Source organism: Cupriavidus metallidurans CH34, from assembly GCF_000196015.1.
Lineage (GTDB): Bacteria > Pseudomonadota > Gammaproteobacteria > Burkholderiales > Burkholderiaceae > Cupriavidus > Cupriavidus metallidurans.
Genome location: NC_007971.2, coordinates 163464 through 178465, shown reverse-complemented (window position 1 = coordinate 178465; position 15002 = coordinate 163464). Strand labels below are relative to the sequence as shown.

General features: G+C 61.7%; 12 protein-coding genes. 5 read left to right on the top strand and 7 right to left on the bottom strand.

Annotated features, from left to right (window positions below; translation table 11 throughout):
* Positions 1-313 precede the first annotated feature (313 nt).
* Positions 314-892 carry a site-specific integrase gene (locus RMET_RS30540; protein WP_223277383.1) on the top strand — a complete coding sequence of 193 codons (579 nt, stop codon included), beginning with the start codon at positions 314-316 and terminating at the stop codon, positions 890-892.
* Between the two features lie 225 nt (positions 893-1117).
* Here RMET_RS30540 and RMET_RS30535 read toward each other — a convergent pair whose 3' ends face one another.
* The 7 genes from RMET_RS30535 to RMET_RS30505 all read right to left on the bottom strand — a co-directional run bounded on the left by RMET_RS30535 (position 1118) and on the right by RMET_RS30505 (position 7766).
* Positions 1118-1414 (bottom strand): hypothetical protein, encoded by a 297-nt coding sequence (locus RMET_RS30535; RefSeq protein WP_008642731.1) that lies wholly within the window; start codon positions 1412-1414, stop codon positions 1118-1120.
* A 533-nt stretch (positions 1415-1947) separates the two neighbouring features.
* Entirely contained in the window at positions 1948-3015 is a 1068-nt protein-coding gene (locus RMET_RS30530) for a porin (RefSeq protein ID WP_008642729.1), read from the bottom strand.
* Positions 3016-3219: 204 nt separating this feature from the next.
* Positions 3220-4323 carry a glycosyltransferase family 2 protein gene (locus RMET_RS30525; RefSeq protein WP_011229396.1) on the bottom strand — a complete coding sequence of 368 codons (1104 nt, stop codon included), beginning with the start codon at positions 4321-4323 and terminating at the stop codon, positions 3220-3222.
* On the bottom strand, positions 4320-4703 hold the full coding sequence (locus RMET_RS30520) for a GtrA family protein (RefSeq protein ID WP_011229395.1): 384 nt from the start codon (positions 4701-4703) through the stop codon (positions 4320-4322). Before RMET_RS30520 ends, RMET_RS30525 begins: the two co-directional genes overlap by 4 nt.
* Positions 4700-6325, bottom strand: coding sequence for a glycosyltransferase family 39 protein (locus RMET_RS30515; protein ID WP_011229394.1), 1626 nt, complete (start codon positions 6323-6325; stop codon positions 4700-4702). The genes RMET_RS30520 and RMET_RS30515 overlap by 4 nt, the downstream gene beginning before the upstream one ends.
* Complete coding sequence (locus tag RMET_RS30510) at positions 6322-7092, bottom strand: class I SAM-dependent methyltransferase (protein WP_171020481.1); 771 nt, start codon at positions 7090-7092, stop codon at positions 6322-6324. The genes RMET_RS30515 and RMET_RS30510 overlap by 4 nt, the downstream gene beginning before the upstream one ends.
* A 278-nt stretch (positions 7093-7370) precedes the next feature.
* Complete coding sequence (locus tag RMET_RS30505) at positions 7371-7766, bottom strand: hypothetical protein (RefSeq protein ID WP_011514840.1); 396 nt, start codon at positions 7764-7766, stop codon at positions 7371-7373.
* A gap of 281 nt (positions 7767-8047) precedes the next feature.
* Between RMET_RS30505 and RMET_RS33310 the strand changes: the two genes are divergently transcribed.
* From RMET_RS33310 to RMET_RS30490, 4 genes are all read left to right on the top strand, one after another.
* Positions 8048-8443: a copper/silver resistance protein SilD gene (locus RMET_RS33310; protein ID WP_008642716.1), complete on the top strand. Its 396-nt coding sequence runs from the start codon at positions 8048-8050 to the stop codon at positions 8441-8443.
* A gap of 72 nt (positions 8444-8515) precedes the next feature.
* Positions 8516-9823 (top strand): TolC family protein, encoded by a 1308-nt coding sequence (locus RMET_RS30500; protein WP_008642714.1) that lies wholly within the window; start codon positions 8516-8518, stop codon positions 9821-9823.
* Entirely contained in the window at positions 9820-11385 is a 1566-nt protein-coding gene (locus tag RMET_RS30495) for an efflux RND transporter periplasmic adaptor subunit (protein WP_011229392.1), read from the top strand. The genes RMET_RS30500 and RMET_RS30495 overlap by 4 nt, the downstream gene beginning before the upstream one ends.
* Complete coding sequence (locus RMET_RS30490; protein ID WP_011229391.1) at positions 11382-14552, top strand: efflux RND transporter permease subunit; 3171 nt, start codon at positions 11382-11384, stop codon at positions 14550-14552. The genes RMET_RS30495 and RMET_RS30490 overlap by 4 nt, the downstream gene beginning before the upstream one ends.
* Positions 14553-15002: the final 450 nt, after the last annotated feature.

Below are 15002 nucleotides of genomic sequence, written 5' to 3'. Positions count from 1 at the left end.
TCGTCTTCGCATCGCTGGGTCCGATATCCTTGAAATCTGCCGTTCCCCCGGTGGAACCCTTAGCGGTTGCTTCGATCTGGGCAACCGCTCTTTTTTTTGCGAAACGATCCTCCAGACGACTGGGGACTGGGGACTGGGGACTGGCACAGCATCGACCTATCGACAGGTATCGCTACGAACGCCGAGCTACGAGCTGTGACCGGCAGGGGCCGCCGACACGGCCGCCCGGTTGCGCTTTCTCAAACTGTTGGACAGGTTGTGCCGCCACCTGGTCCTCGTTGACCTGCGTGCAGCCAACCCTGTTGCGGAGCTGATGTTGGCCGACCAATGGCTTCAGGACGATCCCGAGTGCCTCTACCTCTCCGAGGAAGTGGATGCACGCCTGCAGGAATTCGTACAACCACTAAGCGGCGACAACCCCACGCAACTGCGATGCCGCGCGATCGTTGCATTTTTTCTCGGCACGGGTGTCACTGCCGGCGAGGGTAGAATGACCCGCGTGCAAGACCTGCTCCCCGACGCGGCGCCCCTCTATTTGCATGTGCCGGCGAAATCCCAGAAATTGCCTCGCACCATCGACCTTGAGTCCTTTTCCGTCGCGCCGTTGTCAGCATGGCTGGCCATCCGCCGCAAGGCACCCGTCTATGGCGACCTGCTGTTCACCCTAAAGCGCACCGGCACCCCCATCACGTACATGAGTCTTGGGAAGATCGTACGCGAGGCCTTCGATGCCATCGGCTTCGACGTGGTGGATATGAGCCCGCGGATTCTACGCAACACGTACTGCCGACGCGCCCTCCTCCAGGGGCTGCGGCGTGACGAAATCACGCGACGCCTCGGACTATCGAGCAATCGGACAGCGGACCGCCTCGCCCAGACCATCCGCCGATAGCATGCTGAGCTTGCGCTTTTCGCGGATGGCGTGATCTTCCTGAATTGAGCGCGCCTGCACCGCGAAGCAACGTCAAAGGAAATCCGCGATTGGCCGCATCCTAGCGCTCGCCACCAAGCCGCTACCGGCATCGAGCTGCAAGCCGATAGGCCCAGGGGCACATTGCCGCGCCTGAGCTTAACAGGATCGTAACGCGCGCATCATGCTTGCGTGAGGCACGGGAAACTACAGTGTTCGCAGGCTGGAGAAGCCGTGCATAAGCGCGGCAAAGAAAACCATGATGATCCGACGATGCATACTAATGGCCGCTGCCGGGGCCTTGTTGGCCTCGCATGCCATGGCGCAGGCCGCCCCGGCCTCACCATACAGCTTGAGCGTGGCTGTGCTGCCGAGCAGATCCGAGGCGTGCAGCCACGTGGCGCCCCACACGGTGAAGACGTGCAGCGATGGCGCGAACGCGGGAAGATACCTGTCGTCTTCTGATGGCGCCCCGCTGTAGCCGCGCCGTGGTAACCGAATCACCGGGGCTGTGCTTCGTTATGTCATCTCTAGCTGAGATGGCAAGAGGTGACCGGCCAAGCCTGACATCCGGGCTGTCTGTCATTGAGATGCTTCGCGACTCCAGCCACACTGCCTCGTGCTCCTGCGGCGCTACGGACACATCAGCGACCAGCCGCCTCACCGCGGCATCCCGGCTATCCGGCCCGCAATAGTGGATCCGACGGATGACAAGGCAAGGAGACCTTGCCGCGCATTCACAAGCGGTGCTGATACATCGCCTTCAGCGTGATGCCCGCCGCAGGAAGGTAACTCGTGTTGTTGCCGTTACCAGCAGTTGGCTGTAGAGCGGATAGTAGTAGCAGTTCAGAAGGTTATGAATCCCGACCGCCACGATGGCATGACATATTCGTCAAGACGTTTTTAAATTCTATACCGTCAATAATTTCCGGAATACGGCAATGTCTCTATGAATGTGTACAAAAAAAGGACCACCGATATGGTGGCCTCAAGCTCTCTTGTTGTTAGCAAGGGAGTGTCGATCTTGAAGAATTCGATTAGAACTTGTGACGTACGCCGATGACCGCGCCAACCTGGTTCTTGCCCGGCGCGACACTGGTAGGTGCACCCGAAAGCGAGTTGTAGCCGTTCAGGCCGAGCTGCGAGCCATTCTTGTTCCTCGCATAGGCCACGTTCATATAGACGTCCGTGCGCTTCGAGAAGGCATAGTCGGCCGACGCCACGAACATGAGCGGATCGGCACTGGAGTTGCGCGTATCCGTGTAGTAGGCAGCGCCCGTCAGGCTCAGCGCCGGCGTCATGCTGTAGCGCAGACCGGCCCAGTACAGGTTAGCCCCGCTGGCAGCCAGCGTGCCGGCGTTACCATTGAACCAGCGATACCCCAGGAAGGCCTTCGCGGGACCGAATGCATAACTCGCACCCACCAACGCGCGACGGTCCTTTCGTTCGTCCGTTGCCACAGTCGAGCCGCGGAACTCGTCATAGACCGCGCCAACGGCGAGACCGCCGGTCTCGTACATCAGCGAGATGCCGATGTTACGATCGACTTTGAAATTTCCGGGGATCTCGCCCCCACCTGTGCGGCTGAAGCTGTACAAGGCGGTGGCGGTCAGGCCACCGAACGTTCCACGATACTTGACCGCATTGTCGGCGCGACCGGCAATAATGTCATCGCTGCGATACAGCGAATAGCGCGGTGCGAAGCCCATGGGGTCGAGTTGCAGGCCCACGTCGTAGATCGGCGTGGTTTGGCGACCCAGGGTCACCAGACCATACTTGCTGCCCAGGCCAACCAGGGCGGCCCGGTCAAACAGTCGAGGGCTGCTGCTCAGCACAGCCGTATCCAGCGAGAAGCCGCTTTCGAGTTCGAACACAGCCTTGAGACCGCCGCCGAGATCCTCGCTACCGCGTAGACCCCAGCGCGACGTCGACATATTGCCGGAACTCATGCGGACCAAGTTCGATCCATTGCTAGCAGAAGGCGCGTTGCTGAGGTACTCAATACCCGCATCCGCGACACCGTAAAGCGTCACGTTGGACTGCGCGAACGCCGTGCCCGCAATCAAACTGGCTGTCGCAGCCACGACTCCACATCGAATCTTCATTTCACATTTCTCCTTCAAAGGTAGGCCCTGCAGTGATCGGGAGAATATTAGATTGAATATTACGCATACCTTGCAGGGCGATTACTTGAACATTTTTGGTTGTTAAATGACAACGACCATCTATAAATTTATCGTTTACCACTATGCCTTGATCTCAGTATTTTTTGAATTCCTATACCGATGCGTACCTATATCATCTCCGCATCACGTCCAATTCTTTCTTACTTCCGACGATGCAATGTCAAGGGGCGCGGGAGAATGTTCCACCGAATCCGCACGCCGCACAGCCCTGACGACAACATCCATAGACCTCGTTGCATCCGAGACCCTTCGGAATGGGATACCCTCCTCATCCATCTCTCTAGCGGGGGTATAGCCCGCAACGAGATAGAGCGGCCGGCGCTTGGCTTCGTTGAACAGACGGCCCACATATTCGCCAAGGATGCCCAGGAAGAAGAGTTGCAGTCCGCCAAGCATCAACACGACGGTCATCAGGGACGGATAGCCTCGCACCGGATCGCCGAATAGCAGCGTTTTGCCAACGGTATAGAGCGCCATCCAAAACGCCGGGACAGCGACGATCAAGCCGACCGACGTGGCGATCCGCAGAGGAATTGTCGAGAATCCCGTGACGCCATCGATCGCGAGCTTCAACAAGCGGCGGTAGTTGAACTTCGTTTTTCCCGAAGCGCGCGCATCCCGGTCGTAGAGGATAGAGGTCTGTCGGTACCCAATCCACGCGTACAGACCTTTCATGAAACGGTTCTGTTCGCGGAGCTGGCCGATGGCCGCGACCGCGCGCTGGCTCATCAGACGAAAATCGCCGGTGTCGGCGGGGATGTCGATGTCACTCACCTTCCCCATCAGGCGATAGAAGCAGTGGGCCGTGGCTTTCTTCAGGAAGGATTCGCCCTCCCGGGTCCGCCGGGTCGCGTAGACGACATCGAAACCTTGCTCCCACTTGTTAATCAGGGTGGGGATCAGTTCCGGCGGATCCTGCAGATCGGCGTCGATGACGACGACGGCGTCGCCGCACGCGACATCCAATCCCGCGGTCAATGCGGCTTCCTTGCCGAAATTCCGGCTCAATTCGATGATGCCGACTTTCTCATCGGCGCCCCGTATTGTCCTGAGCACATCGAGGGTCCGATCCCGGCTTCCATCGTCCACGTAGATAACTTCCGACGTATAGGGAAGGGTTCCCAGGACGGCGCCGAGACGCGCATGGAACAGGGGCAAGACCTGCTCCTCATTGAAAATGGGAACGACCACCGATACTGTTCCCTGCAACCGCTTATCCGAACTCATCGTGACTCCCTGTTCAGGAACGTCCAATTGGCATGCAATGTGTAGTTGATGAGCATGAGGAGAAACGTGGACAGGACCTGTGCGAGAAGGTAGTGAAGCCCCGCCCGCAGTCCGATCCACATGAACGCAGCGTTAAGCCCGAAGGCGAGCACCGAGACTGCTAGGAATCTCGCAAAGCGCGACGAAGCATCCGACGCGCGCACGAACACCCACCGACTGCTCAGGAAATAATTCGTCAGGAGCCCCGCCACGCTGCCGACAATCGAACCCAACAATGCAATATCCCCCTGCCTAACAAGCAGGATCAGCACGAGGTAATGCACGCCGGTCGCGGTCGCGCCGGTGACCAGGTAGCGGAGAAATTTGGACGACACTGTCATCGCTTCTCCAAGAGCACCGTCGTGCCCCTACGCGCCACCACCAGACTCTCAGGCCCCAGGTCTGGGGACAGTTGCGCATAGGTTGCCTCGCGCATAACGGCGAGCTTGTGTCCGGGCTCGCCCCAGCGCGGCAGGAATGTCGCGTAGCTATCGATCCACCGCTGGGGCTCGACAGAATAGCCAAGATCCAGCTCGTCCCTGGCAACCACCACCTGGGGAAGCATTCCGGAGTAGAACGCCAGGCCCCTATCGATCTGCCCGACGTTGAACAGTTCGGTATCGGCGCGGCGCAATGCCTTGACGGCTAGGCCAATCGGCTTGATCGACAGGGATTCGAAGGCCATGGATGCCACGAGCCCCAGCTGAAGGCTGCCAATCGATGCAAGAGCTGCCACTGCAACGGCAATGCCACGTCGACCTGACAGGGCAAGGGCACCGGCAACCAGCCCGCCAACCACCAGGGCGCCGATGGTTAGCGTGCTCCAGAAGGAGAAATGACGAAGATCCGAGATCCCGCGCCTGAGCACCTTGTCCGATAGCTCGGGGATCCATTGCAGTCCCGCGATCAGGATGCCGAGTATGACCATCAGCGAGCATCCGACCACTACCCATCTCGTGCGCACGCGCAGGATGGCGTCACCAACGAGCACGGCGAGCGGCGGAAATGCCGGCAGGATATACAGGGGCAGCTTCGATCGCGAGACAGAGAAGAAGACAAGCACAATCAGCGTCCACACCAACAGGAATAAACGCGGGTCAAATGTCCCCGAACGCCTCGCAGGTCGGTAGCGCTGCCAGACTGTGGCGGGGATGACGCCGGCCCACGGCAGCATTCCCGCGACCAGCACCGCGGCGAAGAACCAAGCAGGCTTGTTACGGGCATGAACGGAGGAAGTGAAGCGCGCAAGGTGTTCGTGGACGAAGAAATAATTGAGAAATTCCGGATTGCGAACCGACACTGTGACGATCCACGGGAGCGCGAGGACGCACGCGAACAGCCCCCATATCCAGAAGTCGCGACGTCTGAACAGTCCGAACTGCCTGGTGAGCACGGCGTAGACCACAATGGTCGCGGCGGGCAGCACGATCGCAATCAATCCTTTGGCAAGGAAGGCCAGTCCCAACAGGCCCCAGACGAGCGGATAGAGGCGTCTATCGGCATTCCTTGCCGCCACCGCATACACAAGGATGGCGTTGCCTAGCAGTGCGGCGACGCCGATATCTGTCGTGGTCAGGTTGGAGCCTAGTATCCATAGCGGCGAGCCGGCCAGCACCAGGGTGGAGGTGAGCCCCACTCGCCGCCCGAAGAGTGCCGTCGCCGACCAACCGGCGACCAGGATGGCACTGGCCCCGATCAACGAACTCCAGAGTCTCGCGCTCCATTCACTGACGCCAAACACCGCAAACGCCGCCGCGGTCGCCCAATACTGAAGTGGCGGCTTGTCAAAGAACTTGACGCCGTTCAGCCGAGGGGTCGCCCAGTCGCCCGAGACGAACATCTCCCGGGCAACTTCGGCGTAACGCCCCTCATCCGGCTCGTAGAGCGGCCGGATCGAAAGGGTCGCGAACCATAGCAAGATGGCAATGACAATGAGCGAAAACCAGAGAACGCGAGACTTCACGAAGGCTTCCTCGCGGCGACAAGTAGGGAGCCGCCTAGCGAAAACCTCAGACCGGCAAGAATCAACTGTCGCTCGGCGGCACAGATGCCGCCGAAAATGCGGTTAAGCGTCGTGCCAATTCGGAAGCCGTCGTCCACAGCGTCCTTGGGCGGCTTGAGCCTTTGCTGCAATCTCGAGAGCGCCATCGCCGGCAGAAGCAGCGACATGAAGGAGGTGGCGTAGACGGGCTGGAATCCGGCGGCCCGCACCTTGCCAAGCAACTCACTGTATGTGTAGCGTCGCTTGTGCTTCGCCGCATCGTCAAGATGGCTCCACAGGCTAGGATGCTGGGGCACGGTAAGGATGAGGCCGCCGCCAGCGCGACAAGCCCGGTACATCTCTGCCAAGACACGCTTATCGTCGTCGACGTGTTCGATCACATCGAACGCCCCGATCACATCAAAGGCAGCGGTAAAGGGCAGCGCGCGGGCGTCCATCTGGATGAACTGGGCGTTGGACTTGTTGCGGGCCGAGGCCAGTGCCTGCAGCGACGCCTCCCCACCGCAAATGCGCGCATGCGGAAAGCGCTGCTCGATGGCCTTGAGGTTCTCGGCGGTCCCGCACCCGATGTCCATGAAGGACCTGAGTGTCGGGAAATGGCTCTGCAGGACGTCAAGAATCAGCCGCCGCCGATGAACGAACCAAAAGTGTGTGGCTTCGAGCTTTTCGTACTCCTCGAAGAGAGGTTCGTGATAGCCATCATGGTCGGCCAGCATGGCCGGCGCCATGCAGACCAATCCATCCTGACTCATCGGTTGCCAGCCGCACGCGGCGCAACTCCAGATTTCGTGCTTGATAGGGGCTCTGCACTGAATGCATGCGCGCATGGTCGTCTCCCGTTCGAGGTTCCTGCTCCACGCGTTGGCTTGCCGACGCACGGGCGAGGTTGTCCCACGGCAACGCGTCAACGCGATGACGTGGCAAGTGAATTGAGATACCTAGGTACTAGGCAGCAAGGCGTCGCAATCCGATGAGGGCGGGACTGCGATCGGGGTGAAGCCCCAATTCACACAGGAGTGGAGGGTGGACGAAGAAGCACGTCTGGAATGAAACTGGCGAGGAGCGCGGCCGTCCTGCCCGCCACCTCGAACGATTCCGGCTGCCGCAGCCAGAAGCCCGAGAACCATCCGGGGGCCTGGCTCATGGCAATGCAAGCGTCGCACGTGTGACCGTCCGCATCAGGATCCAGTTTTCCCCGCGAAGCGCTGTGCTGTGTATTGTGGTGGCACGGCTTGTCCGGGTTGGTGACTGTTTCCTCCACGTCGATCTCGAGGCCCATTGCCGCATCATTGCGCAACCGGTCATGCGCTGGGCAACCGCCGTGTACGGGCGCTCCCATCGCCTGCAGCGGCAATGCGAGGATCATGAACCACAGCAGGAGGCGGGACAGCAAGCGTCTCATTCGACGGCACAGAAAGGCGGAATTTCGTCTCAGCGTATTCTAGAGAGCCGGCCTGTCAGCAAAATGACTCACACATGACAGGGCCGCCATGCACCAGAATCAGGCGGGGCGCACGGCGCCCAGACGGACCGAATCCCTTGCGCACGACCATCGTCGGCTTTTCCGACCGATGGTCAAGTGCCGCACTTCGTGAGCGTCTTTGATCCAGGACAACCCACTGCAGACTTATTGCCGGAAGTAAAATCAAGGCTGCTAGGATTCGCCCACTTGATTCCCGGCTCATGCACGCCTCCTATCGCCGGCACTGGATTGCCGCATTCCTGTTGATTTCGTTCCTGACAGTTCAACTGGCAGCGGCCGCCTACGCCTGTGAGGGCAGCCGGTATGCGCTGAGCCTGACGGCGAGCATGACCGGGATGGCGGAATCCTGTCCGGACATGGCAATCAAGCGGGGCCATTCGCATGCAGGCCTGTGCCAGGCGCATTGCCACCAGGACAGCAAATCTGCCGATCATGCGAGCCCGCAACTGCCCGTATTCCAGGCGGCCTCGGTTAGCCCGGTAGCCACACCTGACCTGACACCGATCCTTGGCGGGTATCGGCTGGCCACGGGCAACCCCGTCCCACGACCGCCTCCCCGCCCGCTCGCGATCCTCCATTGCTGTTTCCGCATTTAGCCCGCGAAGCAACGTCCGCTATCGTGCCCTGAGTCGTCAAGACCAAGGGAGTCGTTGCTTTGTGGAGGCTTTATGTTTTTGCGTTTTCCCCTAGCGCGCGGGCGGCGGTGGTCGCTCGCCCTCTCGCTCATCGCGGCCGCCCATCCCGGATGGGCGCAATCGGCCGCACCCCTGTCGTTGCAGGAAGCCGTGGTGCTCGCCTCGGCGCATGCCTCGGACGCTGAGACGTCGCGCGCAGCAATCCAATCCGCCTTGGAAATGGCGGTTGCGGGCAGGCAACTGCCGGACCCGGTTCTCAAGGTTGGCGTCAACAACGTGCCCGCCGATGGACGGGATCGCTTCTCAATCGGCACGGAATCGATGACGATGCGCTCGATCAGCGTGATGCAGGAACTGACGCGATCAGCCAAGCGTGAAGCGCGCGCACGACGCTTCGAGGCCGAGGCCTCGTCGGCGCAGGCGCAACGCACGGCCGCGCTCGCCGCCGTACAGCGTGGCGCGGCACAGGCGTGGCTCGATCGGCTCTATGCCGAGCGGGCAACCGTCGTGCTGGCGGAACAGGCGCAGTCCATCGGGCTGATGATCGACGCTGCCCGCGCTGCCTATCGTGGCAACCGCGGCCCCCGGACCGATATCCTGACCGCTGAACTTGAGTTGCAGCAATTGCGCGACCGGGAGGACGAGGCGCGCGCCGCTGTGTCGACAGCCAGAGCAATGCTGCAGCGCTGGGTCGGTGACGCCGCCGTGCGCCCCCTGGGTGACAGTCCGACGCTTGCGATACCCGCGTGGCTCGCCAATCTCGATGGCAGCGTCGTGTCCCAGTTGCCCGATGTGGCCACCGCCGAGGCCCAGGTCGGCGTCGCGGAGGCCGAGGGCAGCGTGGCGCGGGAAAACAGGATTCCGGACGTCAGCGTGGAGTTGATGTACAGCCAGCGCGGCCCAGCGTACTCGAACATGGTTTCGGTCAACCTATCCCTGCCTTTGCCCTGGGATCGGAAGAACCGGCAAGATCGTGAGCTCGCCGCGAAGCTCTCACAGGCCGATGCAGCGCGAGCCCAAGCCGAAGCGGTTCGACGTGGGCTACAGGGCCAACTGCGCGGCAAGCGAGCCGAACTCGGCCTGAACCAGTCGCGGCTGGAACGTTATCGCGACGTCACGGTGCCGCTGGCCAGAACGCAGACAGAAGCAGCACTGACGGCGTATCGCGCCGGTGCCGGCACGCTCTCCGCAGTCGCCGACGCGAGCCGCAAAGCGCTCAATCTCTCGCTGGAACGCCTGAAGTTGGAGGCCGCGACGGCCCGGCTGTGGGCCGAGCTCAATTTCCTGATGCCGCTTGCGACTGAAGCAATGCCGGCATCCACGCAAGGGGATCAACCATGAAAACGACCGCAATCGCGCGCGTCGCGATGAGTCTCGCCGTTGCGGCGGGCCTGGGTGGCGCATATTACCTTGGACAACAGCAACGTCATCAGCAAGCTTCCGGATCCGCAACGGTCAATGGGCCCCACGACGGCCATGATCCGGCCGCGGGCGCCGAGCTCAAGACCGGCAAACGGATTCTCTACTGGCGCGACCCGATGGTACCGGGGCAGCGCTTTGACAAGCCGGGCAAATCCCCTTACATGGATATGCCGCTGATACCGGTGTATGAAGAGGAAAATGCCGACGGCGCCGCGGTGCGCATCGACGGCCGCGTGACGCAGAACCTCGGCGTCCGGACCGCGGAAGTAAAGCTCGGCCGGCTGGAGATGGCCCTGCAGGTCCCCGGCAATGTCGCCATCAACGAGCGCGGCATCGAAGTCATTCAGGCGCGAACCACCGGGTTCGTCGAACACACTTACGTGCGGACCACCATGGAAACGGTCCGCAAAGGCCAGGCGCTCGCCCAGGTCTATTCGCCAGACTGGGTGGCGGCGCAGGAAGAGTACCTGGCCGTCGCGCGCATGCCGGGTAACCCGCAGCCCGAACTGCGCGACGCCGCGGTGGCGCGCATGCGGCAGGTAGGCATGACAGACGGCCAGATCCGCGTAGTGCAGGCAAGCGGCAAGCTCCAACCGCGGCTCACGGTCAATAGCGCGGTCGACGGCATTGTCACTGAGGTCGGCGCTCGGGACGGCATGACCGTTCCCCCTGGCATGACGCTCTTTCGCATCGCCAGCCTGGCAACGGTGTGGGTGCTCGCCGAAGTGCCTGAAAGCCAGGCGGCTGCCCTGCGGCCTGGCCAGGCGGTAATGGCAAGCACCACGGCGCTGCCGAATCTGGCGCTGCCCGGCAAGGTGGACACGATCTTGCCGGACGTCAGCGCCGGTACGCGCACGATCAAGGTACGGATCGAACTGCAGAACAAGGACAGGAAACTGTTGCCGGGCATGTTCGTGTCGGTACGCATGGTGCCGGCGGGCGCAACAGAACGGCTGCTCGTGCCCAGCGAGGCACTAATCCGGACCGGAGCGCGCACCATTGCCATGGTGGCCAAAGGCGAAGGTGGATTTGATCCGGTAGAAGTCAAGGCGGGCGCAACCGCCGGTGGCCAGAGCGAGATCCTCGAGGGCCTGAAGGCGGGCCAGCAAGTCGTGGTTTCCGGACAGTTCCTCATTGATTCAGAAGCGAGCCTGCGCGGGACCGTCGCACGCATGCAGGAAACTACTTCCGGCCCCCCGGTTGACAGCGCCGCCTCCGAGGCGTCGGCCGCTGGCCCCGAGCATCGTGCAGTAGGGCGCATCCAGTCCATCGGCGAGCGCAGCCTGATCATCGCTCACGAGGCCATCCCGTCAGCCCAGTGGGGCGCCATGACAATGGAGTTTGCCGCGCCACCTGCCGGCCTTCCGCAGGGACTGAAAGCGGGCGATCGCGTCGCGTTCAGCTTCCGGTTGGATCCCCACGGCATGGCGACGCTCGTCACCGTCGCGCCGCAAGTCCAGACCGCGGGAGCCAAGCCATGATCGCCAGTCTGATCCTTGCGTCCATCCGCAACCGCTTCCTGGTCCTTCTTGCCACGGTGATGCTGACCGCGTGGGGGCTTTGGGCCGTGCGAAGTACGCCACTGGATGCCCTGCCCGACCTCTCCGACGTGCAGGTCATCATTCGCACCCCATTCCCTGGGCAGGCTCCCCAGATTGTGGAGAACCAGGTCACCTATCCGCTGACCACCACGATGCTGTCGGTGCCCGGCGCGAAGACCGTGCGCGGATACTCGTTCTTCGGCGACTCCTATGTCTACGTATTGTTCGAGGACGGCACCGACCTGTACTGGGCCCGTTCACGCGTTCTTGAGTACTTGAACCAGGTCCAGTCCCGGCTGCCGGCCGCCGCCAAGCCTGCGCTTGGTCCCGACGCTACCGGCGTGGGTTGGGTCTATGAGTACGCGCTCGTGGACAAGAGCGGACAGCATGACCTGTCACAGCTGCGCGCCCTTCAGGACTGGTTCTTGCGATTTGAGCTCAAGTCCTTGCCCAATGTCGCAGAGGTTGCCTCGTTGGGCGGGATGGTCAAGCAGTTCCAAATTGTGCTGTTGCCCGACCGGCTTCGCGCCTACAACCTGTCACAAGGGAAGGTGCTGGCCGCACTCAAGGGGGCCAATCAGGAAACCGGGGGCTCAGTATTGGAACTGGGTGAAGCCGAATACATGGTGCGCGCTACCGGGTACCTGAAGACGCTGGATGACTTTCGGCAGGTGCCGATCGTGACGAGCGACGCCGGTATTCCGGTCAGACTGGGCGATGTCGCCGTGATTCAACTGGGCCCAGAGATGCGCCGCGGCATCGCGGAGCTCAACGGCCAAGGCGAAGTCGCGGGCGGGGTCATTATCCTGCGATCGGGGAAGAACGCGCTGGAGACGATCAACGCCGTCAAGGCCAAACTGCAGACCTTGCAGAAAAGCCTGCCTGACGGCGTCGAGGTCGTCACCGTCTACGACCGGTCGGCGCTGATCAGTCGCGCAGTCGACAACCTCACCACCAAGCTGCTGGAGGAGTTTGCGGTCGTCGCAGTGGTCTGCCTGCTCTTTCTCTTTCACTTGCGCTCGGCACTGGTCGCCATCATCTCGTTGCCGCTTGGCGTGCTGGCGGCATTCCTTGTCATGCGCTATCAGGGCGTGAACGCCAACATCATGTCACTGGGGGGTATTGCAATCGCAGTCGGCGCGATGGTCGACGCCGCGGTCGTCATGATCGAGAACGCCCATAAGCACCTGGAACACTGGCACGTCAAGCATCCACAGCAAGAACTTGAGGCGCAAGAGCGATGGCGCCTTATCGGTGAGTCGGCCGCAGAGGTCGGTCCTGCCCTGTTCGTCTCATTGCTGATCATCACCCTGTCGTTCATTCCAGTCTTTACCCTGGAGGCACAGGAGGGCAGGTTGTTCTCGCCATTGGCGTTCACCAAAACCTACTCCATGGCGGCGGCGGCGGGTCTCTCCGTCACATTGATCCCCGTGCTAATGGGCTATATGATTCGTGGCAAGATCCCTTCCGAGCAAGCCAATCCTCTCAACCGCCTGCTGATCCGCGCTTATCACCCGCTGCTCAACAAGGTGCTCAGGTACCCCAAGACCACCGTGGCGCTGGCGGGCGTGCTCCTGGTTGCGACCGCCTGGCCCATCATGCGCACTGGCGGGGAATTCATGCCACCGCTGGACGAAGGCGATCTGCTCTACATGCCCTCCGCTCTGCCAGGGCTTGCGGCCGGCAAGGCGTCGCAGTTGCTGCAACAGACCGACCGGCTGATCAAGACGGTCCCTGAAGTGGCGTCCGTGTTTGGCAAAGCCGGCCGCGCCGACAGTGCGACGGACCCCGCGCCGATTGAGATGTTCGAGACGACCATTCGCTTTAAGCCGAAGGATCAGTGGCGTCCCGGCATGACAACCGACAAGCTGGTCGAAGAATTGGACCGCATTGTCAAGGTACCGGGCCTGTCCAATATCTGGGTACCGCCGATCCGCAATCGCATTGACATGCTCGCGACCGGCATCAAGAGTCCCGTGGGTATCAAGGTCGCCGGCACGGACCTCAAGGAGATCGACAGACTCGCCACACGTATTGAAGAGGCCGTCAAGACAGTCCCCGGCGTGACATCTGCGCTGGCCGAACGGCTCACGGGCGGGCGCTACATCGATGTCGACATCGACCGCGCGGCAGCAGGCCGCTACGGTCTGAACATCGAGGACGTCCAATCGATTGTTTCCTCGGCCATCGGGGGTGAAACCGTTGGTGAGGTGGTCGATGGACTCGCACGATTCCCCATCAACGTTCGGTATCCGCGCGACGATCGGGACTCCATCGATGCACTGCGGCGCCTGCCAATTGTGACCGACAGCGGCTTACAGATTGCGCTGGCCGATGTGGCCCGCATTACTGTCATGCAGGGCCCACCGATGTTGCGCAGTGAGAACGCACGTCTTTCCGGTTGGGTATATGTTGACATTCGCGGCAGAGATCTTCGGTCCACCGTGCGTGACATGCAGGCCGCCGTGGCGAAGGCCGTACCAATGCCCGCCGGGTATGCCCTCAGTTGGTCAGGCCAGTTCGAGTATCTGGAGCGTGCTACGGCCAAACTCAAGGTCGTCGTCCCCTTTACCTTGCTGATCATCTTCGTACTGCTCTATCTAGTTTTCGGCCGGCTGGATGAAGCCATGCTGATCATGGGCACGCTCCCCTTGGCCCTAATAGGCGGCTTCTGGCTGCTGTATCTGTTGCGCTACAACCTCTCTGTGGCTGGGATAGTTGGGTTCATCGCGCTTGCGGGTGTGGCCGCAGAGTTCGGCGTCATCATGCTGCTGTATCTCAAGCACGCGTGGCACGACCGGTTGGCGCGCGGTGAAGATACGCTAGATGCGTTGCTCGACGCCATCCAGGAGGGTGCGGTATTGCGCGTCCGGCCGAAGGCGATGACGGTGGCGGTCATCCTGGCGGGCCTGATTCCGATCATGTGGTCACATGGCACAGGGTCTGAGGTCATGCAACGGATTGCTGCGCCAATGGTGGGTGGCATGGTGACAGCGCCGCTGCTATCGATGTTCGTCGTGCCCGCCGTATATCTGTTGCTGCGCCGGCGCTTGTTGCCCTCGCCCTCCACCACCGCCAAGCAGGCAGAACTGGAGCGGGCCGTGTAGCAACTGTGCCTGGCGAGTCCCGGGGGCCGCCAGGCCAGTCTTCAGTGCATTGGGAACGTTCACCAGTGCGGCGCGCATCCATGAGAGGGCACCCGCCCTACGGCACTTCCCGGGCGTTTGCTCGAGGTGCCGCCACAATATCAAGACACCGCGCTGGTGAGCTCCCGCAACACGTAGGGCACCCTCCGTCGGCAAATCGCCGCGACCCACCTTCTGGACAGCTAGCACACCAGGCCCGAAAATCCCCGTATGCGTCCGCCTCCCATCCTGCATCTGCCGCCCGCGGTCGTCGCGGTAATTCTGGTCGGGCTGGTGACCATCCTCAGCTTGATTGTCCTGCTAGCCCGGCACCTGCATCGCAGCCAACCGCCGCCTCGCAAGCACCGCAGCAAGAGTCCCAAACCAGGGCGCTTGCGCAAATGACCTTGCGGACAGTGCTGCGGCCCAACA

Excerpts from the sequence above, each read along its gene's own strand:
- RMET_RS30540 (WP_223277383.1), top strand. The coding sequence starts at position 314 with ATGTTGGCCGACCAATGGCTTCAGGACGATCCCGAGTGCCTCTACCTC.
- RMET_RS30530 (WP_008642729.1), bottom strand. The coding sequence starts at position 3,015 with ATGAAGATTCGATGTGGAGTCGTGGCTGCGACAGCCAGTTTGATTGCG.
- RMET_RS30525 (WP_011229396.1), bottom strand. The coding sequence starts at position 4,323 with ATGAGTTCGGATAAGCGGTTGCAGGGAACAGTATCGGTGGTCGTTCCC.
- RMET_RS30520 (WP_011229395.1), bottom strand. The coding sequence starts at position 4,703 with ATGACAGTGTCGTCCAAATTTCTCCGCTACCTGGTCACCGGCGCGACC.
- RMET_RS30510 (WP_171020481.1), bottom strand. The coding sequence starts at position 7,092 with ATGGCGCCGGCCATGCTGGCCGACCATGATGGCTATCACGAACCTCTC.
- RMET_RS30505 (WP_011514840.1), bottom strand. The coding sequence starts at position 7,766 with ATGAGACGCTTGCTGTCCCGCCTCCTGCTGTGGTTCATGATCCTCGCA.
- RMET_RS33310 (WP_008642716.1), top strand. The coding sequence starts at position 8,048 with ATGCACGCCTCCTATCGCCGGCACTGGATTGCCGCATTCCTGTTGATT.
- RMET_RS30500 (WP_008642714.1), top strand. The coding sequence starts at position 8,516 with ATGTTTTTGCGTTTTCCCCTAGCGCGCGGGCGGCGGTGGTCGCTCGCC.
- RMET_RS30495 (WP_011229392.1), top strand. The coding sequence starts at position 9,820 with ATGAAAACGACCGCAATCGCGCGCGTCGCGATGAGTCTCGCCGTTGCG.
- RMET_RS30490 (WP_011229391.1), top strand. The coding sequence starts at position 11,382 with ATGATCGCCAGTCTGATCCTTGCGTCCATCCGCAACCGCTTCCTGGTC.